General features: G+C 50.9%; 22 protein-coding genes. 13 read left to right on the top strand and 9 right to left on the bottom strand.

Translation table 11 applies throughout. The features are described 5' to 3' along the window. Nucleotides 1-9: 9 nt before the first annotated feature. Together BOO20_RS07575 and BOO20_RS07570 are read right to left on the bottom strand one after the other, a co-directional pair. Nucleotides 10-1,560: a YifB family Mg chelatase-like AAA ATPase gene (locus tag BOO20_RS07575; protein ID WP_076791785.1), complete on the bottom strand. Its 1,551-nt coding sequence runs from the start codon at nt 1,558-1,560 to the stop codon at nt 10-12. A gap of 139 nt (nt 1,561-1,699) precedes the next feature. Next, a complete protein-coding gene (locus BOO20_RS07570) occupies nt 1,700-4,456 on the bottom strand; it encodes a phosphoenolpyruvate carboxylase (protein ID WP_076791783.1) in 2,757 nt (918 codons plus the stop codon). A 229-nt stretch (nt 4,457-4,685) separates the two neighbouring features. Here BOO20_RS07570 and BOO20_RS07565 point away from each other — a divergent pair, with 229 nt between their 5' ends. Then, the gene (locus BOO20_RS07565; RefSeq protein WP_076791781.1) at nt 4,686-5,345 is read left to right on the top strand and encodes a photosystem P840 reaction-center cytochrome c-551; all 660 of its coding nucleotides are present in this window, start codon (nt 4,686-4,688) and stop codon (nt 5,343-5,345) included. Between the two features lie 80 nt (nt 5,346-5,425). Here the strand turns inward: BOO20_RS07565 and queF are convergent, their stop codons facing one another. Then, the gene (queF, locus tag BOO20_RS07560; protein WP_076791780.1) at nt 5,426-5,776 is read right to left on the bottom strand and encodes a preQ(1) synthase; all 351 of its coding nucleotides are present in this window, start codon (nt 5,774-5,776) and stop codon (nt 5,426-5,428) included. A 177-nt stretch (nt 5,777-5,953) separates the two neighbouring features. On the opposite strand from queF, the gene BOO20_RS07555 reads away from it, so the two are divergent. The 9 genes from BOO20_RS07555 (at nt 5,954) to BOO20_RS07515 (ending at nt 15,540) form a co-directional block, all read left to right on the top strand. Further along, nucleotides 5,954-6,664, top strand: coding sequence for a methyltransferase (locus tag BOO20_RS07555; RefSeq protein WP_076791778.1), 711 nt, complete (start codon nt 5,954-5,956; stop codon nt 6,662-6,664). Continuing rightward, on the top strand, nt 6,661-7,524 hold the full coding sequence (locus BOO20_RS07550; RefSeq protein ID WP_076791776.1) for a DUF4905 domain-containing protein: 864 nt from the start codon (nt 6,661-6,663) through the stop codon (nt 7,522-7,524). The genes BOO20_RS07555 and BOO20_RS07550 overlap by 4 nt, the downstream gene beginning before the upstream one ends. Next, the gene (locus BOO20_RS07545) at nt 7,521-8,531 is read left to right on the top strand and encodes a tyrosine-type recombinase/integrase (protein ID WP_076791775.1); all 1,011 of its coding nucleotides are present in this window, start codon (nt 7,521-7,523) and stop codon (nt 8,529-8,531) included. Before BOO20_RS07550 ends, BOO20_RS07545 begins: the two co-directional genes overlap by 4 nt. 80 nt (nt 8,532-8,611) lie before the next feature. After that, nucleotides 8,612-8,932 carry an HPF/RaiA family ribosome-associated protein gene (locus BOO20_RS07540; RefSeq protein WP_076791773.1) on the top strand — a complete coding sequence of 107 codons (321 nt, stop codon included), beginning with the start codon at nt 8,612-8,614 and terminating at the stop codon, nt 8,930-8,932. Between the two features lie 77 nt (nt 8,933-9,009). After that, nucleotides 9,010-10,005, top strand: a complete 996-nt coding sequence (hprK, locus tag BOO20_RS07535; RefSeq protein ID WP_076791802.1) for an HPr(Ser) kinase/phosphatase — start codon at nt 9,010-9,012, stop codon at nt 10,003-10,005. A gap of 73 nt (nt 10,006-10,078) precedes the next feature. Then, entirely contained in the window at nt 10,079-11,800 is a 1,722-nt protein-coding gene (locus tag BOO20_RS07530; RefSeq protein ID WP_233120920.1) for a peptide-binding protein, read from the top strand. A gap of 6 nt (nt 11,801-11,806) precedes the next feature. Then, the gene (locus BOO20_RS07525; protein ID WP_076791770.1) at nt 11,807-12,772 is read left to right on the top strand and encodes an ABC transporter permease; all 966 of its coding nucleotides are present in this window, start codon (nt 11,807-11,809) and stop codon (nt 12,770-12,772) included. Between the two features lie 31 nt (nt 12,773-12,803). Then, nucleotides 12,804-13,826: a Holliday junction branch migration DNA helicase RuvB gene (gene ruvB, locus BOO20_RS07520; RefSeq protein WP_076791769.1), complete on the top strand. Its 1,023-nt coding sequence runs from the start codon at nt 12,804-12,806 to the stop codon at nt 13,824-13,826. Further along, complete coding sequence (locus BOO20_RS07515) at nt 13,819-15,540, top strand: tetratricopeptide repeat protein (RefSeq protein ID WP_076791767.1); 1,722 nt, start codon at nt 13,819-13,821, stop codon at nt 15,538-15,540. The genes ruvB and BOO20_RS07515 overlap by 8 nt, the downstream gene beginning before the upstream one ends. A 229-nt stretch (nt 15,541-15,769) precedes the next feature. Here BOO20_RS07515 and nifJ read toward each other — a convergent pair whose 3' ends face one another. Next, nucleotides 15,770-19,333 carry a pyruvate:ferredoxin (flavodoxin) oxidoreductase gene (gene nifJ, locus BOO20_RS07510; RefSeq protein ID WP_076791765.1) on the bottom strand — a complete coding sequence of 1,188 codons (3,564 nt, stop codon included), beginning with the start codon at nt 19,331-19,333 and terminating at the stop codon, nt 15,770-15,772. A 249-nt stretch (nt 19,334-19,582) separates the two neighbouring features. Here nifJ and rlmB point away from each other — a divergent pair, with 249 nt between their 5' ends. The 3 genes from rlmB to gcvPA all read left to right on the top strand — a co-directional run bounded on the left by rlmB (nt 19,583) and on the right by gcvPA (nt 22,185). Beyond that, nucleotides 19,583-20,329, top strand: a complete 747-nt coding sequence (gene rlmB, locus BOO20_RS07505) for a 23S rRNA (guanosine(2251)-2'-O)-methyltransferase RlmB (RefSeq protein WP_076791764.1) — start codon at nt 19,583-19,585, stop codon at nt 20,327-20,329. 131 nt (nt 20,330-20,460) lie between these two features. After that, complete coding sequence (gcvH, locus tag BOO20_RS07500; protein WP_076791762.1) at nt 20,461-20,844, top strand: glycine cleavage system protein GcvH; 384 nt, start codon at nt 20,461-20,463, stop codon at nt 20,842-20,844. 3 nt (nt 20,845-20,847) lie between these two features. Further along, the gene (gene gcvPA / locus BOO20_RS07495) at nt 20,848-22,185 is read left to right on the top strand and encodes an aminomethyl-transferring glycine dehydrogenase subunit GcvPA (RefSeq protein ID WP_076791761.1); all 1,338 of its coding nucleotides are present in this window, start codon (nt 20,848-20,850) and stop codon (nt 22,183-22,185) included. A 72-nt stretch (nt 22,186-22,257) separates the two neighbouring features. On the opposite strand, the gene dapA is transcribed toward gcvPA, so the two are convergent. The 5 genes from dapA to BOO20_RS07470 all read right to left on the bottom strand — a co-directional run bounded on the left by dapA (nt 22,258) and on the right by BOO20_RS07470 (nt 26,621). Next, nucleotides 22,258-23,148: a 4-hydroxy-tetrahydrodipicolinate synthase gene (gene dapA / locus BOO20_RS07490; RefSeq protein WP_076791759.1), complete on the bottom strand. Its 891-nt coding sequence runs from the start codon at nt 23,146-23,148 to the stop codon at nt 22,258-22,260. Nucleotides 23,149-23,421: 273 nt separating this feature from the next. Continuing rightward, the gene (locus BOO20_RS07485) at nt 23,422-23,631 is read right to left on the bottom strand and encodes a hypothetical protein (protein ID WP_076791757.1); all 210 of its coding nucleotides are present in this window, start codon (nt 23,629-23,631) and stop codon (nt 23,422-23,424) included. A 173-nt stretch (nt 23,632-23,804) separates the two neighbouring features. Continuing rightward, entirely contained in the window at nt 23,805-25,520 is a 1,716-nt protein-coding gene (gene recN, locus BOO20_RS07480) for a DNA repair protein RecN (RefSeq protein ID WP_076791756.1), read from the bottom strand. A gap of 194 nt (nt 25,521-25,714) precedes the next feature. Beyond that, nucleotides 25,715-25,915 carry a twin-arginine translocase TatA/TatE family subunit gene (locus tag BOO20_RS07475; RefSeq protein ID WP_076791754.1) on the bottom strand — a complete coding sequence of 67 codons (201 nt, stop codon included), beginning with the start codon at nt 25,913-25,915 and terminating at the stop codon, nt 25,715-25,717. An 85-nt stretch (nt 25,916-26,000) separates the two neighbouring features. Further along, nucleotides 26,001-26,621, bottom strand: a complete 621-nt coding sequence (locus BOO20_RS07470; RefSeq protein WP_076791753.1) for a phosphatidylserine decarboxylase — start codon at nt 26,619-26,621, stop codon at nt 26,001-26,003. Nucleotides 26,622-26,761 lie beyond the last annotated feature (140 nt).

The following is a 26,761-nucleotide window of genomic DNA, read 5'->3' as shown; positions in this document are numbered from 1 at the left end:
TTGATGGAATCAGAAGCTCCAGAAATCGCGGTCAAGGTTGCGGTACTGTATACCCTGTATGAGATGCTTCATCGCTATCTGCTCGGAGCCCTCAAGGTCGGCGATAGTGCGGCTTACCTTCAGGATACGGTCGTGAGCCCTTGCTGAAAGGTTGAGGCGGTTCATGGCATCCATGAGTTTTTGTGAACTTTCGGTGTCGAGACGGCAGAAGAGTTTGATCATTTTCGCATTCATCTGGGCATTGGTATAGATTTTTGGCGTTCCGTTGAACCGCGCAAGCTGGATCTTTCTTGCCTCAATGACCCGTTTGCGGATTGTTTGCGAGTTTTCGGCTGTCGATGTTGAAAAGAGCTCGGTGTTCTCAACTTTCGGGACATCAATGTGAATGTCAATGCGGTCGAGCAGGGGGCCGGAAATTTTGGAGAGATATCGCTGGATCTGCGGAGGAGTTGCCGTCAGGTTTCCGTCACGGTCTTTCAGTGCGCCCGCCGGGCTCGGATTCATGGCCGCAATAAGCATAAATCCTGCCGGATAGCGTGTCGTGATGGATATTCTTGAAACGGTCACCTCCCGGTCTTCAAGCGGCTGACGGAGTACTTCGAGGGCGTTACGGGTGAATTCAGGCAGTTCATCAAGAAAAAGAATACCGTTATGAGCAAGACTGACCTCTCCCGGTTTTGCATTTGAACCTCCGCCGATAAGCGCAATATTGCTTGTAGTATGGTGGGGGCTGCGGAAAGGACGGGTGACCATGAGCGGTCGTTGCAGTTCCAGCAGGTTGGCTACCGAGTAGATTTTGGTGGTTTCAAGGGACTCTTCAAAGCTCAGTGGAGGGAGAATTCCCGGCAATCCCTTGGCCAGCATGGTTTTTCCACTCCCCGGAGGGCCGATCATGATGACATTATGGCCTCCGGCTGCGGCAATTTCAAGAGCTTTTTTTGCCGCCCCCTGACCCTTGATATCGGCAAAATCAACAGGGTATTCCGGTTCCCGCTCAAAGAGCTCTGCGACATTTACGGTAACCGGAGCCTGTTCACTTCTGCCGTTTACAAGCTCAACGGTTCCGTTGAGGGTTTCCACACCGTAAACCTTGATGGTTGTATTTGATGCCGAGACGGCCACAGCGGCTTCGGCAGCATTAGCCTGCGGCACGATCAAGCGTTTAATCTTCTCTTTTCCGGCCATGATCGCAACCGGCAGTGCTCCGTTGATTCTGCGTACCGAGCCGTCAAGGGCAAGTTCACCGAGAATAAGTGTGTTTTCAAACCGGTGGCGTATGAGGTTGAGTGAGCCGAGCAGTCCGATGGCAATCGGAAGATCAAAGGCCGTTCCCTCTTTTTTTATATCGGCAGGGGCAAGATTGACCGTGATTTTTTTCGGAGGTATATCAAAGCCTGAATTTCTGATTGCGGTGAGAATCCGCTCCCGGCTCTCGCGGATGGCATTGTCCGGAAGTCCCACGACCGTAAACGAGGGAATACCTCCGGTAACATTGGTTTCGACCGCCACTTGCATGGCGTCAATGCCAATCAGGGCTGCCGCGTTAAGGGTTGAGAGCATCAGAGTCGGTTGTTGAATGTTTCGGAATTCCGGCGTATTTACGTAAAAATAGGTAAAATTAGCTGTAATTCCGCGTTTTTCCGACAGATCCGACAGATCCGACAGATCAGACAGATCAGACGGATCTGTCCGATCACCATTACCCTGTTGTTCTCAGACCTCCCGAAATTGCATTCACGGTCAGAAGGAGCTCGGGGAGCATGCTCTCCGCCTCCTCCTGCTTTCCCGAGTTCTTCAGCTCTCTCCATTGCCGGAGCAGAGTGATCTGCTGACGGTGGAGTATATCAAGTCCTTCACGGCGCAGGGAGATAAATCGGTTTACATTGATTCGCTGTGTTTCGAGCTGCGCTGAATAGAGCAGGTCGATATAGGTTTTTGTCCTGTGGTACTCCGCTTCGATCATGCCGAGAAACCTCTCCCTGAGGCTGCGATCACTGACCATTAAGGCATACTGGCGCATGATCTGCAGGTCAGCCGAGGCAATGCTCGTGTCGGCATTGCTGATGATGTAGCGCAGAGGAGGCCAGGCATGGCTGCGCTGACGGATCTCTTCAAACGCCTCAGGATTGCTTTCATGCAGATATTCAAGCGCACTGCCGACACCGTACCAGCCGGAGAGCGAGAAGCGGGCCTGGTTCCAGCTGAAGACCCAGGGGATTGCCCGAAGGTCTTCAAGGCTGTTTTTGCCGCTTCTTCTTGAGGGTCGCGAACCGATTCTGCTTGATTCAATGATGTCGATAGGTGTGGCCTGGCGGAAAAATGTGAGAAATCCCTTTGTTTCGATCAGCTCCCGGTATGCCTGGTAGCTTTTTTCCGACAGCAGGTCCATCATCGGCTCAAGCGGATGTACCCGATGTTCGCTCTGCTGCTGCTTTCCAAGTGCTCCGGCAACGCCGGCCATGAAGAGTTCAAGATTATAGACTGCGCTGATACGATTGGCATATTTCTGTGCAATGGTTTCACCCTGTTCGGTAAAGCACATACCGGTTTTGAACGACCCGTAGGGCTGAGCCTTGATGAAGCGGTGCGTCGGGCCTGCTCCACGGCTGATGCTTCCTCCTCTGCCATGAAAAAAAAGAATATCTGTTCCGCTCTCTTTTCCTGCAGCAATCAGAGTCTCCTGGGCACGGTAAAGTGTCCATGTACTGGTAAAAATACCACCGTCCTTGTTGCTGTCGCTGTAACCGATCATTGCCTGCTGGATTTTGCGCGGTTTTCCTGCCGCCTCTCTCCGGTATTCGAGGCTTCTTCGGGTGACCGGATGGTGGAGAAATTCAGAGAGAATAGCAGGACTTTTCCGGAGATCGTCAATGGTCTCAAAGAGCGGCACAACAGGAAGTATACAGGCGTCTCCATCTCCGGTCGGTGTCATCAGGCCGACTTCCCGGGCAAACAGATAGACAACAAGCAGGTCGGAGACATTTCTGGTCATACTGACGATGAGCGATCCGAGACCGTCGGTGCCATAGCTCTTGTTGTGCTTCAGCAGCACCCGGTAACAGGCGAGTACCGCTTCAGCTTCGGCTCCTGCACTCATATCCGGATGAGTGAAGGGCCGGGGAGATTGCAGTTCCCGATCAAGAAATACTCTTCTGGCTGTTTCATCCCATTCAAGAAACCCGCTTCCGTCAAGTCCTGCAGCCGTCATGAGCTGCGAAAGGGCAAGCTCGTGAATGTGGCTGTTCTGGCGTATATCGAGTGTGCCGAGATGAAAACCGAAAGTCTGAACAATCCTGTAGACCGGTGCAACCTCCATGTCGGCCAGATGCTGTGCTCCTACAGCAAGCAGGGAGTGGCGAAGGAGAGAGAGATCTTCAAGGAGTTCAACCGAAGCGTTATAGCCGCAATGGTTAGACGCTGCCGGGATCTCCGATTCAGGCGGAAGTGCGGCAATGAGCAGGTTGAGAAACTGGCGCCATGGCTCATGACGGTTTTTGCGGAGTGCATCACTGCCTTTCTCGGCGAGCTTTTTCTTTAAAGTCTCTATGCGCAGCACCAGTGGTTTTCCGGGAGACTGGAGCCGGTCGGAGAGGCTCAGTTTGGATGCAAGTTCATAGAGATGGTGCCTGACAAGTTTCAGGGCGCTCCGGCGCATTTCAGCCAGGGTCTCTTCAGTAACTTCTGCCGTAACGAGCGGATGGCCGTCCCGGTCACCGCCTACCCAGCTTCCGAAGTTAAGGCGGGGTAGTGAGCGGGGATCGGAGAGATGAGCGGGATCAAATCCGGTTTCCCGCCACGCCTGCTGGAGTCGCTTGTCAAGCATGGGGAGGGCTTCCGGGAAAATATTGTAGAGATAGTGAATAACATTGCGCCGTTCATCGTCGATTCCCGGCTTTTCGTAGAGAAGCTCACCCGTTCTCCAGAGTCTTTCGAGCACGCTTTTGATCTCACTTTTGATCTCAAGCTGTTCAAGCGGGGTCCACATCTGGTTTTCACGTTTGACCAGAAGCAGATAGAGCTGACGATGCTGTTCGAGCACCGTCTTTCGTTTGGCTTCAGTCGGGTGTGCTGTCAGTACGGTGTTAATGGCCACATCCGGCAGCAGGCTGCAGATCTCCTCCACAGGGATTTCGCGTTCACGAAACCGCAGCAGTGTTCTGCCCCAGAGTCCGGTGAGATGGGATAATCCCTTGTCGGCTTCCAGTGCCCGACGGTTCTGGGCGGCAGAGTTCTCCTCGGCCATATTGAGAAGCTGGAAAACAATCGAGAAGGCCTGCAGGGCCCGCTCCGTGTCGGGATAGTGTTCAAGGGGGAGGCTTGCACCCTGCCAGGGGAGGTGGTCGGCAAGTTTTTTCTCACCGAGTTCACACAGCACCTCCTGAAAGCAGTGGAGCAGAAAGGTGAAATCGCGTTCGGCCTTCTCGAAATCTATGACGTTGCTGGTAGTGGTGAGCATCACGGTGAGGCGGTTCCCGGGTTGATTACGGTAATTTTTTGATTTTTGCAGTATTCGAAAAAATCAACTCAGTTACAAATGATGTTTCCTGACTTTTGTCAATTACGATGAACGGGCAGGAGTAATACAAAAGCTTTTTAAGGTTTCTGTTTGTCGTCTTTACTATTTATGCTTATCTTGACTCTATAATTTTTTGGGTAAGCCACTAACACCTAACTCATTACCTGACATGGACAACAAATCAAATGGTAAGCTTGCTGCCCTGGCAGTAGGGGGAGCTGTCTTAATGGGGGCTTTGCTTTTCGGGTTGTCTTTTTTAACCGGCTACAAGCTCCCGGCAGACAATCTCTCTCCAATACTGACTCCCTTGCGCTCCTTTGCGGGGTGGCTTACGCTGATCTGCTTTGCCTCTCTCGTGATTATGGGGCTTGGCAAGATGTCCTCAAGAATAAGCTCCAAGTGGTTTCTGAGTTTCCCCCTGACTATTATCTGTATTGTAGCCGTGATGTTTGGATCGCTCTGGCTCAGACCTTCCGGGATACTGCGTTCAAACACCGGACGCACCCTCTTGATGGACGGCTCATCCATTCGTTCGGTTGATGAGCTGAAAGCCTATCTGGAAAAACCGGTACTCTCTCCGGGTGTTCCACTTGCACCTGCTGGATTTAACTTCGTTGCAGCAAAGGATCTCTGGACAGCCAAGTGCAATATCTGCCATACGCAGCTCTCCGTTATGGACGTGCTGAAAAGCAAGTACAAAAAGAGAGGCAAGATTGACGTGGTGGTCAAGAGTATGCAGGAAAAAGCGGGAGGTGCTTCAGGCATGATCAGTGATGCTGATGCTATAACGATCATGCAGTGGCTGAATGAGGGGCTTGATAAATACTGATCGAAAGAAGATCCGAAAGTTACATAAAGTATAAAAAAAGCCTCAGAGTGCTCCTCCGGGGCTTTTTTTATGTCCGGCGTTCATCGCGCAGCACTGTAGCTGACGCTGACGGTTTCGGTTATTCCTCCCCTTGCTTTCCATTCGGTTGTGACAGAGAGCGTTCGTGGCTGCATAACGCTGACCAGATCGTCGAGAATTCTGTTGGTGATGTTTTCGTAAAAGATTCCGGCGTTGCGGAATTCAAGGAAATAGTATTTCAGCGATTTCAGTTCAACACAGCTTTTATCGGGAACGTAGCGGATAGTGATGGTGCCAAAGTCCGGAAGTCCGGTTTTCGGGCAGACCGAGGTGAACTCCGGATTGACGATTTCAATGGTGTATTCCCGGTCCGGGTAGGTGTTGCTGAAAATTTCAAGGATCTCTTTTTTCATCTGGTGTGCGGTTTGGTGACGTTATATTGTTTTGTTCCGGCTGTTTGATGCAAAATAGAAATCCGGTTCTATTTTTCGGTAAATTCCCTTGATTTTTTATTGATCGGAAACCGGGGAGCTCTGTCCCCGCCGGCAATCCACTTTTCTGAACAGTTGACGTTAAAAAGCCGCATAATCATGAACTTGCCAAATACCGGGGCGGGAGAGGAGATAGAGCAACTCTATGAGGCTCTTGCCGGAGAGTATGATCTTGATGGAAAGCCCTATACCTTTGGCGGCCACTCCTTCAGCTTTCTCTCTGTTCTTGACAGTTATGCCCTTCTTGACAGGATATCGCCGGAGGAGTTTGTGAAGGATGAACAGATGCCCTACTGGGCTGAAATCTGGCCTTCCGCCATCACGCTCTCGACATTCATTGCCGATGAGCTTCCGCTTGAGGGGAAGCGCATCGTTGAAATCGGTGCCGGAGTGGGGATGGCTTCAATTGTTGCGGCCTGGAAAGGGGCGAGTGTTCTTGCTACAGACTACTCTGTGGAAGCACTTCGTTTTATCCGCTATAATGCGCTGAAAAACAGGGTGAAGGTCGAGACCGAAAGGCTTGACTGGCGGCTGGTGCAGTGCAGAGAGCAGTTTGACCTGCTCTTTGCCGCCGATGTGCTTTACGAGCGGGTGAACCTCCTTCCGATTGTTTATGCGATTGACAAGCTGCTTAAACCGGGAGGCGCGGCTTTTATTTCTGATCCGCGCAGAAGGCTTGCCGAGCAGTTTCTTGAACTGGCCGGGGAGAATGATTTTTCGGTTACCCCTCTGGTCCGGGAGTATCGGACAGGCACGGATTCGGTTGCGGTCAATATTTACCGGTTGATGAGGAGCGCAGAGCGGGCATGACCATCATCCAACAGCAGCTTCCGGTCATCTGGAGCTATCATGCGGGAGCCGGTGCGCTCATCTGGCAGTTCATGTTTACCGGCAATGGAGAGCTTATCGGTCAGAAGCGCTTTCCGCTGAGCCGCGAGGCCCTCTTTTTCAGCATTGAGACAGCAAGCGGAGAGTTTTTTTTTGATGACTATCTCCTGACGGACACTCGCCATCCAATCACCTCCGGTGAGGGGTGGTTTACCGGTTTTGAAACAACATCCCGTGATCTGTTCTATTGCCACCTTTATCAACCGCAAAGTCCGGAGCATCAGGGTATATGGGCGCTGGATGGGAAGAGCGGGCGTGTTGTATGGTCACGCAGAGATATTATTTTTGCCGCGAATCTCGAGCATGAGTTTCTGGTCTACCGGCTATCGGTTTTCGCCGGTTTTCCCGAAAGACATTTTATCCTTATTGACCCGGAGAGTGGTGAAGATCTCCGCCATCTCGGCAGTGAGAGTATGTCGGTCAGTGAGATAAGGGCCCAGCTTGTTCCTGAAGAGGAGCGCCAGCAGGTTATTCTGCCTGAGTTTGTCTCTGAAGGTATGGCGCTCGAACACCTTGCGCTGCAGCGTGTTGGTGTTGCCGGGTCGGAACGGTGTGAATGTATTGTGCAGGGTGCACTGACTGTTGCCGCGCTGCATGAAGCGGCTGATCACCCCGGTTTATGGAACTCCCGGCTCATGGTGTGGCAAAACGACCGGCTGGTTTATGCTGACAGGATGGAGAGCGGTGTCGAGAAGCCGGGTTTGAACAATTTCCTGATCCGTGGTGTTCATTTGTATTACATTAAAAATAAAGCGGAACTTCTCTGTGTAGCACTCTCATGAAGGATTCATCCTCATCCTGGTTTACCATTCCGGCGGCTGAAGAGTACAAGCCTCTCGGCGACTTTCTCAGCGCGCTCCGGAGCAGAAAAAACCTTTCACCCAATACGCTGAAAGCATACCGGGGTGATCTGATTCAGTATTTTTCCTTTCTTCTGCACCATTTCAGGCTTGATGATCTGAACGGTTTTGCTCTCGATCAGGTTAAGGCTGTAGATGTGAGGCTTTTTATGGGAGCGCTGATAGAGAGAGGAGTCAAGCCGCGTTCAATTGCACGAAAACTTGCTTCGGTTAAAAGTTTCTATCGCTATCAGCAGGAGACGGGCAAGATAACGGGCTCCCTCTTTTCCTTTATAGCAACACCCCGTTATCCGAAGCGTGTCCCGGCTTTTTTAACCGAACAGCAGACAGAGAAGCTTTTTAATGAAGAGCTCGCTTCCGGAGCCGCACCATTCCGGCAGCGTGAAAAGAGCCCGATCGAGGAGGAGTTTGTTTCGGAGCGTGACCGGAGCATTCTTGAGCTGCTCTACAGTTGTGGTCTCCGGGTCTCGGAACTTACCGGGCTGACAACCGACCGGCTTGATCTTGACAGCGGCTATGTGAAACTGATTGGCAAAGGGCGCAAGCAGCGGATTGTTCCCGTCGGGGGAGCTGCGCTTCAGGCACTTAAAAAATATTTTGAAGTCCGGCGAAACTTCTTTAGAATATCTCTGAAGGGGAGAGCTGAATCGATAAACTATGTATTTGTAACAAAAAAGGGTAAACAGCTGTATCCCATGCTTGTCCAGCGATTGACCAGAAAATATCTTGTTTCGGTCACCGAGCAGAAACAGAAAAATCCACATATACTGCGTCACAGTTTTGCCACACACCTGATGAACAGCGGGGCTGACCTTACCAGCGTCAGTGAAATGCTCGGTCACAGTAATCTTTCAACAACCGAGATATATACCCATGTTACCTTTGATCGCCTGAAGGAGGTATACCGCAAAGCGCATCCCAGGGCATAGATTATTCCTGCTCCGGTTTACTCCAGAAACCAGGGGCGTGTTCCTTCTTTACGTTCACCATATATTTAACGGAGGTTGTTATGACAAAAGTTGTTGCCAATGAACCGCTCAATGTTAAGGTTACCCTGCGCCATTCCAATAATCACGCGACTATAGAGGAGTATGCCCGCAATGCCGTGCTTCCGCTTTCCCGGATTTTCCCCGGAATAATCAGTTGTCATGTTATTCTGGATCATCAGAAGAATGACTTTGAAAAGAACAAGCTTGCAGAGATAACGGTGAATGTTCCGCAGCATGTGCTTGTTGCCAAGGATGCGGGAGTGGCCTACGAACAGTGTATCGATAACTGCGTCGAAGCAATGAGCCGTCAGCTGCTCAAATACAAGGAAAAACAGTCATAACTCGCTCTTAATGACTATTGCGGGGTCTTTTATGGATTGGCCCCGCAGTTTTTTTTCACACCTCCATTGCCAAACCCATGAATCTTGATCAGAAAGGATTAAAAAAGCGATCGATAACGGTCGCCTATTTTTTTAATACGATCGGCAAGAAGCACGATATCAAGTTGCGGCGTCTGAACAATGTTGATGAAGAGAAGCGCCGGATTTTTGAGCGCGATCTTCACCGTCCCGGACTTGCTCTTGCCGGATTTACCAATCTCTTTACCTACAAGCGGGTACAGATTCTGGGAAATACGGAGACAAGGTTTCTCAATCATCTGAATGAGGATGAGCGCAAACGGGTGTTTGAAAATCTTGTGCGCTTCAAGATGCCCTGCATTATTCTGACCAGCAACAACAAACTGCCTCCGGAGCTGCTCACCATGGCAACCAAAGCGGGCATTCCGGTATACATTACCCGCCACTCTTCAACGAAAACAGTCTATCTTGTTACCGGCTTTCTTGATGAACAGTTTTCACTCTACCAGCAGTATCACGGTTCAATGGTTGATGTCTACGGGGTCGGTGTGCTGTTGACCGGCAAGAGCGGCCTCGGAAAGTCCGAAATAGCCCTTGATCTTGTCGAGCGGGGTCACGGGCTGGTCGCTGACGATGTTGTTGTAATACATCGAAAGGGGGAGTCTATGGTGCTGAGTGCCAAACGAAACAATATTGTTGATCATTTCATGGAAATTCGCGGGCTCGGCGTTGTTGATGTCAAGGCGACCTTCGGTATTCGGGCGATTCGCGATGTCAAGGAGGTGCTGGTGGTGGTTGAGCTGCTGGAGTGGAACAAGGAGATGGGCTATGAACGGCTGGGTCTTGATACCAAATTCACTAAAATTCTCGGTGTCGATGTTCCGCTTGTACAATTGCCTATATTTCCGGGTAAAAATATTACAGTTATCATTGAGGTTGTTGCCCTTAATTTCCTGCTGAAGCGGTACTCGAATTATGTTGCGGCTGAAGCCCTGACCGAGAGGATAAAACAAGTAATCGATAATGACAGAATACAGGAAAATTTTGAGGAGTGAGTTCCTATACGCCCGGAATTTTTCTTTCTCCGGCCTGGCGCTAAGCCTGCTGACAGCTCTCGCCCTGTTTGGCATGAGTGGATGCGGTCGGCAAAAAGGGGGCAGTGAACACTCACTCATGGGTCAGGCGGCCATGGATTCTACCCTTGTCATTGCCATGCTTGGCGATGCTGACTACCTTAATCCTGTACTTGGCAGTACGGTGACTTCAGGCAATATCATGGGGCTGATCTATCCTTCGCTGCTTCAGACCGAGTTTGATACGACGACGGGACTGCTTAATTATATGGCGCTTGAAAAAAAACTGCGGGAGAGTCCGCCCGGCCAGGCAAAAAAAACACCCCGGGCCGCAGTTGCCAGGAGATGGCAGATGTCAGCGGATCATAAATCCATAACCTACACCCTCAGAAATGATGTATTCTGGAATGACGGCAAGCGGATTGTATCGGGTGATTTCAAGTTTTCCTATAAACTCTATGGCAATCCGGTCATTGCCAGTGCCCGTCAGCAGTATCTTGCAGAACTGGTCGGAGCTGACAAAGGCCGTATAGATTTTGACAGGGCAATAGAGACCCCTGATGATACAACGCTGATTTTCAGGTTTTACAAACCGGTTGCGGAGCATCTTGCCCTTTATCATACCTCGCTGACACCTCTGCCCATGCACCGCTGGAAAGATGTCAAACCTGAAGAGTTCCGTCACTCACCGCTCAATCTCGAACCGCTTGGTGCCGGTCCCTACGAGCTGAAGAGATGGCAGCAGCAGCAGCAGATGATTCTGGTTTCAAGCCGGAACTCCAATCTCCCCAAACCGGGAACTATTCCTGCTCTTGCATTCAGAGTGGTGCCGGATTATACGGTGCGGCTGACGCAGCTGCAGACCGGTGCGGTTGATGTTGTTGAAAATATCAAACCCGAGGATTTTACCGCCCTCATGAAGGCAAACAGGCAGATTGATATCAAAACGGTTGGACTCAGGGCCTATGACTATGTCGGATGGTCCAATATTGATCAGGAGGAGTACCGCAGAAGCGGAAAAGTGAAACCTCATCCGCTCTTCGGTTCGCCAAAGGTAAGGCTTGCCCTTATTCTTGCAATCGATCGTGAGTCCATTATTGACGGCTATCTCAAAGCGTATGGTGTGATCTGCAATAACGATATTTCTCCATCCCTGAAATGGGCCTACAATAACCGGATAACACCGCATCCAATGGATCCTGCCAGAGCCTCCGCTCTTCTCAGAGCCGAAGGGTGGCTTCCAGGGCCGGACGGTATCCTGCAGAAGCAGGGCCGGAAATTCAGTTTTGTGCTCTATACCAATGCGGGCAATGCACGCAGAAACTATGCCAGTACGATTATTCAGCAGAACCTTCGTGCGATCGGAATTGACTGCAAGCTTGACGTCCAGGAGAGTAATGTCTTTTTCGGGAATCTCCAGGAGAGAAAGCTTGACGCATGGATGGCCGGATGGTCGATAGGTCTGGAGATTGATCCTCTTGATGTATGGGGTTCGGATCTCAAAAAGAGCCGTTTTAATTTTACCGGATATGTCAATCCGCGAATTGATCAGCTCTGTGAACTTGCCAAACAGAAAATGGAGCCGACAGGAGCGAAAGCCTACTGGCAGGAGTATCAGGAGATTCTGCACAGGGATCAGCCGATCACCTTCCTCTACTGGATCAAGGAGACCCAGGGGTTCAGCAAGAGGATTGAGGGCGAGGAGCTCAATATTTCGGGGACTTTTTACAATCTTGATGACTGGAGGCTCCGGCCTTCAGCTGCGCTTACCCAATAGGATGTCATGCTGATCTATATTCTTAAACGCATTCTGATAGCCGTTCCGCTCATCTTCGGAGTGCTGACCCTGACCTTTTTCATTATCAGGCTTGCTCCCGGTGATCCGGCGGCCTTCTTTATACAACCGGGTATCAGTCCGAATGTTGCCGAGCAGATCAGGGCGCAGTATGGTCTTAACGATCCCCTCCCGGTGCAGTATGTCAAGTGGCTTGCCAATGTCTTGCAGGGTGATTTCGGCCGCAGTTTCAGCCGTGCCCAGCAGCCTGTTTTCGATGTCATTGCCGAGGCTTTGCCGATTACCGTAACTATCGCGGCTCTTACCCTTGTTGCGAATTTCACCTTTGGCATTCTTATCGGTATTGTTTCCGCGGTTCGCCAGAACAGTTTTATTGATCGCTTTCTCACCGTGAGTGCACTCTTTTTTTATTCAATGCCGGAGTTCTGGTTTGCCCTCATGATGATTATACTCTTTGCTCTGAAGTACCCGCTCTTTCCCGCATCAGGACTGAACGAAATCGGAGCGGAAAGTTTCGGGCTGCCTGGTTTTGTGCTTGACCGTTTCTGGCATCTGGTTCTGCCGGTAACCGTGCTCAGCATTAACGGGGCAGCTGGTATCGCACGCTATGTCAGGGGGAGCATGCTTGAGGTGATCCGTCAGGACTATATCCGAACCGCAAGAGCGAAGGGATTGCCGGAAAATGTGGTTATTTTCAAACATGCCCTTCGCAACGCCCTGCTACCGGTTATTACCCTTATGGGGAGTTCACTCCCCTTTATATTCAGCGGAGCGCTCTTTATCGAAGTGATTTTTGCATTCCCCGGTATGGGAAGGGTGACGGTAGAGGCGATCTTTGCCAGGGATTATCCGCTGATCATCGCCAATACCTTCATTTCAGGATCCCTGATCGTACTCGGCAATCTTGTTTCTGATGTGCTCTATGCAGTTGTGGATCCACGCATAAAGCTCTGAAGGTGCTCATCAACCTGAAACGCTCTCTGCTGTGAGAATAGAACTGCTCAATACACCACCCGATGCCGTTGAAACAAGGTTTGAGGAGCAGATACGTCCGCTTCGGATGGGTGATTTTGCCGGGCAGCAACGATTGACCGATAACCTGAAGGTATTTATATCCGCGGCCAAAATCCGGGGAGATGCACTCGACCATGTTTTGCTCTCAGGACCTCCGGGACTCGGTAAAACCACACTTGCCTATATTATCGCCTCTGAAATGGGGGGAAGCATCAAGGCAACCTCCGGGCCTCTGCTTGACAAGGCGGGCAATCTTGCCGGTTTGCTGACCGGTCTGCAGAAGGGTGACGTACTCTTTATTGATGAGATCCACCGCATGCCGCCGGTAGTTGAGGAGTATCTCTATTCGGCGATGGAGGATTTCCGCATCGATATCATGCTCGACAGCGGCCCCTCTGCACGGGCCGTACAACTTCGTATTGAACCCTTTACCCTTGTCGGAGCCACAACCCGTTCCGGTCTTCTGACCTCTCCGCTCAGGGCACGCTTCGGCATCAACAGCCGGTTTGACTACTATTCTCCGGATCTTCTTGAAAAAATCATTGTCAGGGCCTCGGGTATTCTCGGTATCGGTATCGATGGTGAAGCGGCAAAGGAGATTGCCGGACGCTCCCGGGGCACTCCCCGTATAGCCAACAGACTGCTCCGTCGGGCGAGGGATTTTGCCCAGGTTGATTCCGAAGCGCTCATTAACCGCGCCATAGCCATGAAGACGCTCGAATGTCTCGAAATAGACGAGGAGGGACTCGATGATATGGATAAAAAAATCATGGAGACCATTGTCAACAAATTTAACGGCGGCCCCGTCGGTATAGCCTCTCTGGCCGTTTCAGTCGGTGAGGAGCAGAATACCATTGAAGAGGTTTACGAGCCCTACCTGATCCAGGCGGGCTATCTGACAAGAACGCCGAGGGGAAGGGTTGCGACCCTGCAGGCGCACGTGCGATTTTCAACAGGAGTGGCGAGGAGTGAAGGTCCTCTTTTCAATGCGTAGCCTGTACGGAGCTATACCGGCAGGGCGGCATGCTGTGCATTTCATGCTGCTGTTTTCGGCATTTTTTGCGATCACCCTTTCAGGCTGTTCTTCAGAGCCGGTTGTTGCTGGAAGGAGCCTCAAGGCTGACTCTCTTTCCGAATCGAAGAGAAGGGAGTTTGTCGGCGCACTGCTGCTGAATGTCAAAGGGGAGCACAGGGCGGCTGTTGATCGCTATCGGGCTCTTCTGAAGAGCGATGCTTCAACTCCTGCTATCAATTATGCCCTTTCACGATCTTTTTACAGTATTGGTGTTTCCGATTCTGCCCGATTATACAGCGAAAAGAGTCTTCAGCTTGATCCTCAGAATACCTGGTATCTGCGATATCTTGCAGAGCTCTCCCATCAGATGACGGATTACACCTATGCGGCCGAGCTCTACCAGCGCCTGGTCACGCTTGAGCCCGGTCGTCCGGAGAACCTCTCTCTGCTTGCCGTCGAATATCTTTCCGCCGATCAACCCGAAAAAGCTCTTGCCGTCTTTCAGGAGATTCTTCGTATTGATCCGAAGAATGAAACAACCCAGGCCCAGGTGCTGCTGCTTGAAATAAAGCTTCGTCACTATCAGAATGCAATCGGTACCCTGAACGAGCTGGTTGAACAGGGAGATGGTAAAGAGAAGCTGCGCCTTACCCTTGGCGAGCTCTATCTGCAGACCGGTCAATATGAATCGGCATTCAGGTCGTTTCGGGACGTTATCAATGACAATCCGCTCTATGTTCCGGCCTGGCTCGCTCTGTTTGAGGTCTCTGTACAGTCGGGAAACCGGGAGACTTTTTTGAAAGATCTTAACCGGTTTCACCTGCTCGGTCGTATCGGTGTGGATCAGAAGATTGCGGTTGCCCGTCTCTTTCTTATTCGATCATTGAAGGACAGTGCCTACGATGCGCCTGCCCAGGTTATGATTTCTGAACTGAACAGGCATTATCCCCGCAATGGCGGCGTTTATCTGCTCAGAGGGCAGTCGATGCTTCAGCGGCAGGATGCAAAGGGAGCGGAGCGTTATTTTCTCAAGGCACGCTCTTTTGTACCGGGGAATCCGGTCATCGAGGAGGCTCTGGTTTCCGCCTATATCATGCAGAAAGCGTACCGTAAAGCGTCATCGATCATCGTGCGGGCAAAAAAACGATATCCGGTTCTGGCGATGAGATTCCAGGTCATGGAAGGGGATCTTCTGTTTCAGGAGGGAAAGCTCGACCGTGCTGTTTTGCTCCTTGAAAACGTGATGCAGTCGATCAATGTTAAAACAGAGAAAGAGCTTTACCTTCAGGCGGCGGGTATTCTTGCCTTATGCTATGACAGGCAGGGTTTATCCGTCAAAAGCATCAGACTTTATGAGGAGGTTTTGCAGCTTGATCCCGGAAATGCGCTTGCCATGAACAATATTGCCTACATGCTTGCCGAGCAGGGCAACGATCTGTCGAGAGCCAAAACGCTTGCCATGAAAGCGGTAGCAGCGGAGCCGCTCAGTGCAAGTTATCTTGATACGCTCGGCTGGATACTCTACAGGATGGGTGAATATGACAAATCGAGGGAGTTACTGGAAAAAGCCGCTGGGCTCAATGCACAGGAAACTGAAATATTCGACCATCTTGCCCAGGTATATGACAAACTCGGAAACATGCAGAAGGCCGCTGAAACTCGTGACAAGCTGCGGAAGCTGAAGGGGAAGTAGGGAAGAGGAAGAGAGTGGACGCGAGTGGACGAAGAAATTGTGGACAGAGGTGGACGAAAGTGGACAAGATCCAAGAGATTTTATATCCTGAATATTGGATTGAGCTCCAGAGGAAAGCGATATTGGTAGAAAGTGATTGATGTTTCTCTTCGTCCTTGATGTCCTTTCTCTCAAACAAAAAACGGCGGGTGTTATTCCGCCGTTTTTTATTGCTTTCTTTTACTCGGGCCTACTGCTCTTTCAGCTCATCAAAGGTTCTGGCTGCAAGGTATTCGTAGTGAGCCCACCGTGCGTCCACCTCTTTCTGGATTGCGGCAAAATAGCCTTCAGCAAGAGCCGGATGGCTTTTCTTGAGCATTCTGAAGCGGTTCTCCATGTTGAGGAACTGGGCGACCGGAATTTTCGGTTTTTTCGAATCAAGAATAAGCGGATTCTTGCCCTCTTTCAATCTGTCCGGATTGAAGCGGTAGAGCAGCCAGTGTCCGGAATCCACAGCGGCTTTCTGGTAGTCCAGCGCTCTCCCCATGTCAATACCATGAGCGATACAGTGCGAGTAGGCAATGATGATCGATGGGCCGTCGTAAGCTTCAGCTTCAAGGAAAGCCTTGAGTGTCTGCTCATCACGCGCTCCAAAAGCCACCGAGGCGACATAGGCATTGTTGTAGCTCATGGAGATCATACCGAGATCCTTTTTCGTCACCGTGCGGCCGGCAGCGGCAAATTTTGCAACCGCAGCTTTCGGGGTTGCCTTCGAAGCCTGTCCTCCGGTGTTTGAATAGACTTCGGTATCAAGTACCAGAAGGTTGATGTTCTTGTCGCCTGCCGTGATATGGTCAACGCCGCCGTAACCGATATCATAGGCCCAGCCATCGCCGCCCACGCCCCATACACTCTTTTTGACCAGCATGTCGGCTATCGAGAGCAGGTTTTTTGCGTCGGGTGAATCCAGTTGGCGAAGTTTCTCCTTGAGTATCGCCACCCGTTTTCTCTGTTCGAAGATCTCGGGTTCAGTGAGCTCTTTTGCTTCAAGGATCTCCCGTGTCAGGGTTTCTCCGATCTGGGAGCCGATTCTCAGCAGCATCTCACTGGCGTATTCACGCTGCTTGTCAATTGATATCCTGAAACCGAGAGCAAACTCTGCGGTATCCTCGAAAAGAGAGTTTGACCATGTCGGCCCGAGCCCCTGGGCATTGGTGGTGTAGGGTGTTGTCGGAAGATTGCCGCCATAAATCGATGAACAGCCGGTGGCATTGCCTATAACAAGGCGGTCTCCGAAGAGCTGTGTCATGAGTTTGATGTAGGGTGTTTCACCGCACCCTGCGCATGCTCCCGAAAACTCGAAGAGCGGCTCCTGAAGCTGCTGCTCCTTGATAAGCTTGGTATTGATTTTGTTACGATCAAACTCCGGAATGTTGAGATAGTAGTTCCAGTTGTCAATCTCGGTCTCGCGAAGCGGAATCTGCGGCTCCATGTTGAGTGCATGGCGTTCCGGATTGCTCTTGTCTCTTCCGGGGCATACATGAGCGCAGACGATACAGCCGGTACAATCCTCAGGCGCTACCTGGATGGTATAGTTCATTCCCTCCCAGCTTGCACCCTTTGCCTGTATGGATTTGAAGGTACGGGGAGCGTTCTCAATGTATTTGGGGTCATAGACCTTGGCGCGGATAGCCGCATGAGGGCAGACCAGGGCGCATTTGCCGCACTGGATGCAGAGATGGGGTTCCCATACCGGGATTTCGTCAGCAAGATTGCGTTTTTCGAATTTAGCTGTGCCGGTTGGATAGGTGCCGTCATCAGGAAGATCGCTGACAGGAATGTCGTCACCGTCACCGGCAATAACTTTTGCCAGTACATTACAGAAGAATCCGCTTGCCTCTCCGACAATACAGGAGCGCAGATCCTGTTTGCTGTCGGCAATCGTGCCGATCGTAACCTGGTGCAGATTGTCAAGGGTATTATCTACAGCCTGTATGTTCTGCCTGACGACCTCATCACCCTTTTTGCCATAGGTATATTTGATAGCACTCTTGATTTTTTCAATCGCCTCTTCACGGGGAAGTACTCCGGAGATGGCAAAAAAGCAGGCCTGCATGATGGTGTTGATGCGCTGGCCCATCCCGCTTGCACTGGCAACCTTGTAGGCATCTATGGTGTAGAGTTTTGCCTCTTTGCGGATCAGGTGTTCCTGGACGGTTTTCGGAAGTTTATCCCAGATCTCTTCCGGAGTGAATTGAGAGTTCAGGAGCAGTGTTCCGCCCTTTTTCAGATTTTTAACCAGATCAATCATGTCAAGGAAGATCCAGTGGTGACAACCGATGAACTGGGCTTCGGTAATCAGGTATTGTGAACGAATCTCATGAGGACCGAACCGCAAGTGTGACGTGGTGATTGAACCCGATTTTTTGGAGTCATAGACAAAGTACCCCTGGGCGAAGTTCGCGGTGTTCTCGCCGATAATCTTGATGCTGTTTTTATTGGCGCCTACCGTTCCGTCCGATCCGAGGCCGTAAAAGAGTGCCCGGAACATCTCGTCCGGCTCAATCGAGAAGGTACGGTCGTAGTCGAGACTCAGGTGAGTGACATCGTCATTGATGCCGATCGTGAAATGGTTTTTCGGTGCGGCTGAAGCCATGTTGTCGTAAATGGCCTTGACCATGGCAGGAGTGAACTCCTTTGATGAGAGACCGTATCTGCCGCCGGTAATTGCAGGCAGGCTTTTCAGCAGACCCTTCTGTAATCCTTCGAACAGTGCATTGACGATATCAAGGTAGAGCGGTTCGCCGGCGCTTCCGGGCTCTTTCATCCGGTCAAGGATGGAGATTGATTTGACCGTGGCGGGCAGTGCCTTGACCAGACGATCGATATCGAACGGACGGAAGAGGCGGGCATTGATGACGCCGATTTTTTCGCCCCTGTTGTTGAGATATTCAACAGTTTCGCGCACGGTATCAACGCCTGAACCCATCATGACAATAACCCGGTCGGCATCGGGTGCGCCGTAGTACTGGTAGAGTTTATAGTGACGTCCGGTCAGCTCACCGAATTGCGCCATAACCTTTTCGGTGATATCCGCACAGTCATTGTAGTAGCTGTTGACGGTCTCACGGGCCTGGAAATAGACATCCGGGTTCTGCGATGTTCCCCGGATAATCGGGGCATCAGGGCTCATGCGGCGGTTGCGGTGCGCTATGACAAGCTCATCGCTCACCAGTGCTTTTATGGTTGTATCCGGAATGACCTCGATTTTTGCGATTTCATGCGATGTTCTGAATCCATCAAAGAAGTGCAGGAAGGGAATTCTTGATTCAAGCGTCGCTGCAGCAGAGATGAGAGCCATATCCATAGCCTCCTGAACCGAGCTGGATGCGAGCATGGCAAAACCTGTTCCGCGAACTGACATGACGTCACCATGGTCGCCGAAGATCGAGAGCGCCTGTCCGGCAAGAGCGCGTGCCGAAACGTGAATAACGCAGGGGGTGAGTTCACCGGCAATTTTATACATGTTCGGGATCATCAGCAACAGACCCTGTGAGGCGGTAAAGGTGGTTGTCAGAGATCCTGTCTGCAACGATCCGTGAACTGCTGCGGCCGCACCGGCTTCACTTTGCAGTTCATCAATTTTTGGTACCGTTCCCCAGATATTCTTTTTTCCCTCCGCCGCCCAGGCATCGGAATATTCGCCCATCGGTGAGGCCGGAGTGATCGGGTATATGCAGATAACTTCACTGGTCCGATAAGAGATATGAGCAACAGCTTCATTTCCCTCCATTGTTTTATAGGTCCGGCTCATACTGGCATTCAATGAATTTGTATTGATGAAAGGTATGTACAGAGCACGATCAGAGAACCCCGAAGGAGCTGAAAACGTTATGATCGTATTAAACGCATTAAAATCGAGGCGGTTGGAAAGATATTAAAAAAAACGATTTTTGATAAATTTAATTACATTCTGCTTTCCCTTTGCAACCGTCAGACTCTCTCTTTCGACCGGAATCCGGCGCATAACTTGTTAATCAGCAATAGAAGAGTACACACTTGTATGGACGTGGAACATTCAGAAAATATTGTTTACGGCCGCAACGCTGTACTTGAGCTGCTTCAGCAGAAGCCGGAGAGCATCGAGAAAATCTATTTCCAGTTCAATACTGCGCATCCGAAGCTCAAGGAGATTATCATTGGCGCGAGGCGTCAGAAGATTGTGACCGGCAAGGCAAGGCTTGAAAAACTCTCTTTGATTGCAGGCACAACCAAGCATCAGGGTGTGTGTGCGCTTATCAGCACGGTTACCTACTACTCGCTGGAGGAGGTACTTGCAACTCCGCGCAACAGTTATCCGCTGCTGGTCGTTCTTCAGGGGCTTGATGATCCGCATAATATCGGAGCCATCATCAGAACGGCCGAAGCTGTGGCGGCTGACGCTGTGGTGCTGGTTGAAGGCAAGGGTTCTCCTGTCAATGCAGTGGTTCACAAGGCATCGGCCGGAGCGCTCTCCCATATGAGAATCTGCAAGGTGAAAAGTCTTGTGCGTGCCCTTGAGTATCTGCATGAAAAGGATATTCAGGTGATAGCGGCCGATATGGACGCGGAAGTGAACTATACCGATGCCGATCTGAAAAAGGCCACAGCAATTGTGCTTGGCATGGAGGGGAGCGGGATTGCCCCCGAAGCCCTCAAATTCTGTGACCGGGTTGTCCGCATTCCCATGGCCGGCTGCGTTGAATCCCTGAATGTGAGTGTGACGGCAGGGGTACTGCTCTACGAGTCGATGCGCCAGAGATTGTTGTAGCATCTTTTTTTTGATTCATTTAACCGGGATTCTTTTTCCCTGTTGTTTCAGCACTTTCAAAAAAATATTACCTTGCTCTTCATAAAAAGTTTCTGCTCCGGAAAACTCCAACAACACTCATACGCGCTATCATGACTATTCCTGAAGATCTTCTTTATACCAAAGACCATGAATGGATCAAACTGCTTGCAGACGGCAGCACCGCCCTGGTCGGCATTACTGATTTTGCCCAGCATGAACTTGGTGATATTGTTTTTGTGGAACTGAAGTCTGCCGGAACGGTACTCAGGCAGCATGAGGTGTTCGGTACGGTTGAGGCGGTAAAGACGGTTGCTGATCTTTTTGCTCCGGTTGCCGGCGAGATTCTTGAACTGAACCCGTCGCTCGACAGTGCTGAAGTTGTCAATCAGGATGCTTATGGTGAAGGGTGGCTGATCAAGCTGAAAGTTGCAGGTCCTTCGGCTATTGAGGGACTTCTTGACGCTGCGGCATACCGTCAGTTGACAGGAGAGTAACGTATGCCCTTCATTATCAATACTCCGGAAGAGAGGGAGGAGATGCTCCGGGCGACAGGCGCAGGCTCCTTTGAGGATCTTATCAAGGATATTCCTGAAGAGATCCGGCTTAAAAAAACCCTTGATCTTTTTGCGGCTTCAGATGAACCCCAGGTGCGCAAACTGCTCGAAACCCTTGCTTCTGCAAACCGGAGCACTTCCGACTATACGAGTTTTCTTGGCGGAGGAGCATACGATCACTTTATTCCTGCCGCGATCAAGACTATTGTTTCACGCAGCGAATTCTATACCGCCTATACCCCCTACCAGGCGGAGGTTTCCCAGGGTACCCTGCAGGCGATCTACGAATACCAGAGCCTGATTTGCCGTCTCTATGAGATGGATGTAGCCAATGCCTCCATGTATGACGGAGCTACAGCACTTGCTGAAGCGGTGCTGATGGCCATGAACGTCACCGGTCGCTCGCAGGTTGTGGTTGCCGGCAAGCTGCACCCCTACAACAGCGCTGTTCTGAAAACCTATCTCGAAGCCTCCGGTCATAATGCGGTCATCCAGAATGATCTTGCAGATGGTGCCGGATCGCTCGCTTCACTTGCTGCATTGGTCAATGAGAGTGTCGCGGCCGTTGTTGTTCAGCAGCCGAATTTCTACGGCTGCCTTGAAGATGTTGAAGCTATACGGGATATCGCACATGCAAAAGGCGCACTTTTTATAGTTTCAGCCGATCCGCTCTCGCTCGGCGTGCTTGCAGCACCCGGCAGTTACGGCGCGGATATCGCAGTCGGAGAGGGTCAGCCGCTCGGTAACCCGCAGAATTTCGGCGGTCCCTACCTTGGTATCTTTACGGTCAGGCAGGAGCTTGTCCGCAAGATTCCCGGCCGACTGGTCGGTATGACCAAAGATCGTGATGGCGAGGATGGCTTTATTCTTACCCTTCAGACCCGTGAGCAGCATATCCGAAGGGAAAAAGCAACCTCCAATATTTGCAGCAACCAGGCGCTCAATGCCTTGCAGGCCGCCGTTTACCTTTCGCTGCTCGGTAAAGAGGGGATCCGGCAGGTTGCCGCACAATCCACCCGGAATGCGCACTATCTTGCTTCAAAAATTGATGCTCTGCCAGGTTTTTCACTGAAGTATCAGTCACCGTTTTTCAAGGAGTTTGTTGTTGAAACCCCGGTTCCGGCAGCAGACATCATCAGCGCTATGCTTGAAAAGAGGGTGTTTGCCGGTTATGACCTTGCAGCGCACCATGAAACAGGTTTGTTGATAGCTGTCACCGAAAAGCGGACCAAAGAGGAGCTTGACCGGTTTGTGGAGAGCCTTGAGGCTTTTGTTGCGTAAACTGGAAGAAGGGAGTTATAAATCAAAAGGGCTGCATGATCATCATGCAGCCCTTTTGATTTGAATAGAGCGCTAAATGAGGCCGAGAGAGGCGAGTTCGGCATCCATGATTACCTTGTTCTCTGCGCTCATGGGTACAAGCGGCAGCCGGTAGATCTCCTCAATCATTCCCATCCGTGCGAGAGCATATTTTACCGGTACCGGGTTGCTCTCAACAAAGTTCAGTTTAAACAGCTTTCTGTAGGTACTGTTCAGCGTTCGGGCCTCATCAAGATTCCCCGACTTGACCGCATTGACCAGACTTTTGACCTGTAACGGCACCTGGTTTGCCGCTACGGAAATCACTCCGTCCCCTCCCATGGCAATAAATGGAAGTATCATGGAGTCCTCTCCCGTGAGAACCGACAGGTTTTCCGGGCGCTCCTCTATAAGCTCCATGATCTGTCCGATATTTTCCGATGCCTCCTTGACAGCGGTGATGTTTCCGAACTCGCGCGCAAGTCTGAGTATGGTTGACGCAGCTACATTGCATCCGGTTCTTCCGGGAACATTGTAGATAATGACCGGCACAGAGACCGCCTGCGCTATATGGCGGTAGTGCTGGTAGATACCCTCCTGCGAAGGTTTGTTGTAGTAGGGTGCAACGGATAGAATTGCTTCAGCACCGGCCTTTTCAGCGTGTTGTGCAAGTTCGACCGCGTGCTCGGTTGAGTTGGTGCCTGCACCGGCCGCCACAATGATCTTTCCCTCAGCCTCTTCCTTTACCGTGCGGATGATGGCAAACTGCTCTGCTCCGGAGAGTGTCGGTGACTCACCGGTTGTTCCGCAGGGTATGATAATATCGGTTCCCGCCGCAATATGAAACTGCACAAGCCGCCTTAACGCATCGGTATCGACGGATCGGTCGTGCCGGAATGGAGTGACCAGCGCAACGGCAGATCCTGAAAGGTATCGTGTTGACATACTAGTTAAAATCCTCTTGTTAGTACTAATGGTTATATTGTGCTGATACTATAATCTAAAAGAGTAGAGCTGAAAACGAACTGCCTGAAAACGCCCTCTGTTTTAACAGGTTTTCCGGGAACATCAGTTTCCGGTTTTTCCCTGGATTCACTCTTCAAAAGATAGAAGATAAATAAAGAAACCAAATTTGCTCTTTCAGAAATATTTTCAGTATCCGGTACTCTTGATACGCTCTCTTTTTTGCCCTCATGCAGCGCAGAGCTTCCGGAGCGGCTACTTCTGTTTCCATTCGGCGGGGTCAACCGTTATCAGCCAGTTGAGTGTCCTTCTGATCCCTTCGTCCGGAGCGATCTGTGGCGACCAGCCAAGCATCCTGCGGGCTTTTGATGCATCAATAACTGCTCGGGAGGCAAGCAACACAACTGCCTGACGGGTAAGGAGGGGCCGTTTTGCATGTTTGATCATCCGGTAGAGTGACTCCATTGCTCCTGCAAGCAGATAGACAAAGCGGTAGGGCAGATAGCGTGATGGCGGTGGAGCATGAATCCCTTTTTCTATCCTGATGCACCGGTGACCAGAACTACGGTCAATGCAGGATGATGCATGATGGTAACTGTTTTTTCGACCAAATCATGTAATGGATGTGCAGGAGCACTTCAGGGACGAAGCGCTGATTCCGCGCCGGCAACCAGCTCGGCGGCAAGAGTGAGTGAGGATGCTGAAATCCGGTTTCCGCTGATGAGTGCGGCAATGGCCTGAAGACGGCTCTCCCGGTCGAGAACGGTTACCTCGGTTACGGTTCTCTCTCCCAGCACAGATTTCTCTACAGAGAGGTGCAGATCGGCCATAGCGGCTATCTGCGGGAGGTGGGTGATGGCAATAATCTGGTGAAGCCGGGAGAGGGTTTTCAGGCTTTTTCCGACGGCATCGGCAATACGACCGCTGATACCGGTATCAATTTCATCAAAAACAAGAATCGGCAGATCAGCGGATGCTGCGAGCGCACTTTTAAGGGCGAGCATGATTCTTGAGATCTCGCCACCGGATGCCACCTTGACGAGCGGTCTTGGTTTTTCACCCGGATTGGTAGAGATCAGGAACTCTATCCGGTCATAACCGTTCGGCAGTGCGGCATATGTTTTCCCTTCAAGTGCAATCTCGCCATTCTCCTGCTCCTCATGCACCATGCTCACGATGAAGGTGGCATTCGGTATGCCGAGATCTGCGAGTTCTCCCTGAATGATGCTTTCAAGGCGGCAGGCCTCCTTCTGCCGTTTGAGGGAGAGACGCTCTGCATCAGCGGAGAGTCTCTCTTTTTGCTGCGCGATCTCACTCTCGATTCGCGAGATCTCCTCTTCAAGATTGTTTTCAAGAGCTATTCTTGAGTCAAGTTCATCCCTCAGTTCAATAAGCTCCGGCAGCGTTCGACCATATTTTTTGCTGATACGCTGGAGCTGGAGCTGGCGTTCACGAAGTTCCTCCAGTCGCGAGGGGTTGAAATCAATAGCAGCAGAGTAGCTGCGGCTGAACCGGGCAAGTTCGTCAACAATGCTTTTTGCCGTCCGGGTCTCCTCAAGATGAACAGCAAACTGTTTGTCAATATCAGCAAGCTTCTCAAGGGTATGGATCGCCGTGCTCAGGACGGAGTATGCCGAATGCTCGCACTCATAGAGCAGGTCACTGAGTGCTGTGCTGAGGGTAAAGAGGGTTTCTGCGTTTTCCAGAAGCGTGATTTCAGTTTCGGCAGACTCTTCTTCACCCCGTTTAAGGCCGAGCATATTAAGCTCGTTGAGCTGGAAGTCAAGCAGCTCCTTTTTATCACGAATTTCTGACACCTCTTTATTGAGTCGAGCTATCTCAAGCTGGAAATTCCGGAGCCGTGTGCGGGTTGTTCTGTAGGCGGTCACCTCCGGCAGGCTCCCTGCAAAGTCATCAAGAAGCGTTTCGTGGGTATCGGCGCGCAAAAGAAGCTGGTGTTCATGCTGGCCGTGCAGATCGATCAGCAGCTCCCCGATCTGCTTGAGCAGCCCTGCAGTGCAGGGTGTATCATTGATGAAGCAGCGCGATTGACCGGTTGAAGAGAGCTCCCTGCGGAGAATAAGCTCCCCGGCCGGTTCGATCTCGGCGTCATGCAGAAGGGTGTCAATTTTCTCACTTCCTGCCTCTTTCAGAACCGCTTCTATAACAGCTTTGTTAGCGCCCGAGCGGACAAGGTCACTGCTGGCCCGTTCACCAAGAACGATGTTCAGGGCTCCCATGAGAATGGATTTGCCAGCTCCTGTTTCACCGGTGATGATGGTCAGTCCCGGTATGAACTCGACCGCCAGCTCCTGGATCAGGGCGAAATTTTTAATATAAAGGCTGAATAGCATGGCTGGCGTTTCTTGATGTGTGCAGTCAACTGCAAAGATAACGCTAAAAAAAGAAAAAGGTACTATCCTGTCCATTTTACAGCAGCGCTCTTGCCATGCCGTTTTTTGTCAGATCAGGGGAGTGAAGGCTCTTGTGGATGCTCAAAAAGCCCTGACAAGGGCTTTTTGATAAGAGGGTTATGGCTGGCAGCGAGTCAAACGGTTGTCGATTTATCCTTTTTCGGGGCTTCATCGGCAGCTTTGTTGAACTCCTCCTCGATATCATTCTGGGCCTTCTTGAACTCTCTCATTCCCTTGCCCAGACCTTTTGCCAGCTCGGGAAGTTTTTTTGCACCGAACAACAGCAGAATGATCAGCAGAATAAGAATGAGCTCCTGTCCACCTAATCCAAACATCGCAACTCCTCCGGAGATGATAAAATGATATAATGCTACTCAATGATAATTATATAAGGAATAAGCATTCCGAAACCAACATTTTTCAGTATCTCGCCAGGATGGTCCGGCCTGCGACGGATTTCTGGCCAACCTGAACCTCAACGGCTGCCCCGGGAGGAAGGGTGATATCCACTCTTGAGCCGAACTTTATCATGCCGAACCGGTTGCCTATGGTAACCTGCTCATCTCTTTGAAGCGGACAGACAATTCTTCGGGCAAGAAATCCTGATATCTGGCTGAAGAGTACACTGATCTCACCATTGTCAATACCGATCTCCATTTTTTCATTGCTCTCCATGCTCCGGTTGTCAAATGCCATAAGGAAGTGACCGGGTTTGTAGTTTACTTTTGTCACTCTGCCGCTGATGGGGATCCGGTTGACATGGACATTAAAGGGTGACATGAATATGCTGACCAGCGTACTCCCTTTCTGCTTCTGAACAAGAAGGATTCTGCCGTCTGCCGGTGCGAGGATTATGCGCTGTTCATTCGGGGCTTTTCGTTCAGGGTCTCGGAAAAAGTAGAGGGTAAAGAGGCTGAAGGAGGTTGTGGCAATGAGCAGTGTGATTTTGACTCCCGGTGGAAAAAACAGGGCGGCACCGCTGCAGAGCATACAGATCAGTAAAGCTTTTATCATGGTGCTGTAGCCGTAGGGAGTAAACATAGGTTATTGTCGAGAGGCGGTTAGTGATGGTAAGCGTACCAAACATGATAATTATTTATCTTGTACCTGAAAAAACAGGGTAAAGATTTTCGGTTTGTTTTGCAACTATTGTTCGTTGTAATGGTTAGCGAGCCTGATCA

The sequence above is a fragment of the Chlorobium sp. KB01 genome, assembly GCF_001975465.1.
Taxonomy (GTDB): Bacteria; Bacteroidota; Chlorobiia; order Chlorobiales; family Chlorobiaceae; genus Chlorobium.
Note: the sequence above shows the minus strand (reverse complement) of the source record. Positions and strands in the feature narration are given on the sequence as shown.

Bases quoted from the DNA above. Each gene is read 5' to 3' on its own strand.
- rlmB (WP_076791764.1), top strand. From the start codon at position 19,583: ATGGACGTGGAACATTCAGAAAATATTGTTTACGGCCGCAACGCTGTA.
- recN (WP_076791756.1), bottom strand. From the start codon at position 25,520: ATGCTATTCAGCCTTTATATTAAAAATTTCGCCCTGATCCAGGAGCTG.
- BOO20_RS07530 (WP_233120920.1), top strand. From the start codon at position 10,079: ATGAGTGGATGCGGTCGGCAAAAAGGGGGCAGTGAACACTCACTCATG.
- BOO20_RS07525 (WP_076791770.1), top strand. From the start codon at position 11,807: ATGCTGATCTATATTCTTAAACGCATTCTGATAGCCGTTCCGCTCATC.
- BOO20_RS07545 (WP_076791775.1), top strand. From the start codon at position 7,521: ATGAAGGATTCATCCTCATCCTGGTTTACCATTCCGGCGGCTGAAGAG.
- BOO20_RS07540 (WP_076791773.1), top strand. From the start codon at position 8,612: ATGACAAAAGTTGTTGCCAATGAACCGCTCAATGTTAAGGTTACCCTG.
- hprK (WP_076791802.1), top strand. From the start codon at position 9,010: ATGAATCTTGATCAGAAAGGATTAAAAAAGCGATCGATAACGGTCGCC.
- BOO20_RS07565 (WP_076791781.1), top strand. From the start codon at position 4,686: ATGGACAACAAATCAAATGGTAAGCTTGCTGCCCTGGCAGTAGGGGGA.
- nifJ (WP_076791765.1), bottom strand. From the start codon at position 19,333: ATGAGCCGGACCTATAAAACAATGGAGGGAAATGAAGCTGTTGCTCAT.
- BOO20_RS07485 (WP_076791757.1), bottom strand. From the start codon at position 23,631: ATGGAGTCACTCTACCGGATGATCAAACATGCAAAACGGCCCCTCCTT.
- BOO20_RS07475 (WP_076791754.1), bottom strand. From the start codon at position 25,915: ATGTTTGGATTAGGTGGACAGGAGCTCATTCTTATTCTGCTGATCATT.
- BOO20_RS07555 (WP_076791778.1), top strand. From the start codon at position 5,954: ATGAACTTGCCAAATACCGGGGCGGGAGAGGAGATAGAGCAACTCTAT.
- BOO20_RS07470 (WP_076791753.1), bottom strand. From the start codon at position 26,621: ATGTTTACTCCCTACGGCTACAGCACCATGATAAAAGCTTTACTGATC.
- dapA (WP_076791759.1), bottom strand. From the start codon at position 23,148: ATGTCAACACGATACCTTTCAGGATCTGCCGTTGCGCTGGTCACTCCA.
- BOO20_RS07550 (WP_076791776.1), top strand. From the start codon at position 6,661: ATGACCATCATCCAACAGCAGCTTCCGGTCATCTGGAGCTATCATGCG.
- BOO20_RS07515 (WP_076791767.1), top strand. From the start codon at position 13,819: ATGCGTAGCCTGTACGGAGCTATACCGGCAGGGCGGCATGCTGTGCAT.
- BOO20_RS07570 (WP_076791783.1), bottom strand. From the start codon at position 4,456: ATGCTCACCACTACCAGCAACGTCATAGATTTCGAGAAGGCCGAACGC.
- BOO20_RS07575 (WP_076791785.1), bottom strand. From the start codon at position 1,560: ATGCTCTCAACCCTTAACGCGGCAGCCCTGATTGGCATTGACGCCATG.
- queF (WP_076791780.1), bottom strand. From the start codon at position 5,776: ATGAAAAAAGAGATCCTTGAAATTTTCAGCAACACCTACCCGGACCGG.
- gcvPA (WP_076791761.1), top strand. From the start codon at position 20,848: ATGCCCTTCATTATCAATACTCCGGAAGAGAGGGAGGAGATGCTCCGG.
- gcvH (WP_076791762.1), top strand. From the start codon at position 20,461: ATGACTATTCCTGAAGATCTTCTTTATACCAAAGACCATGAATGGATC.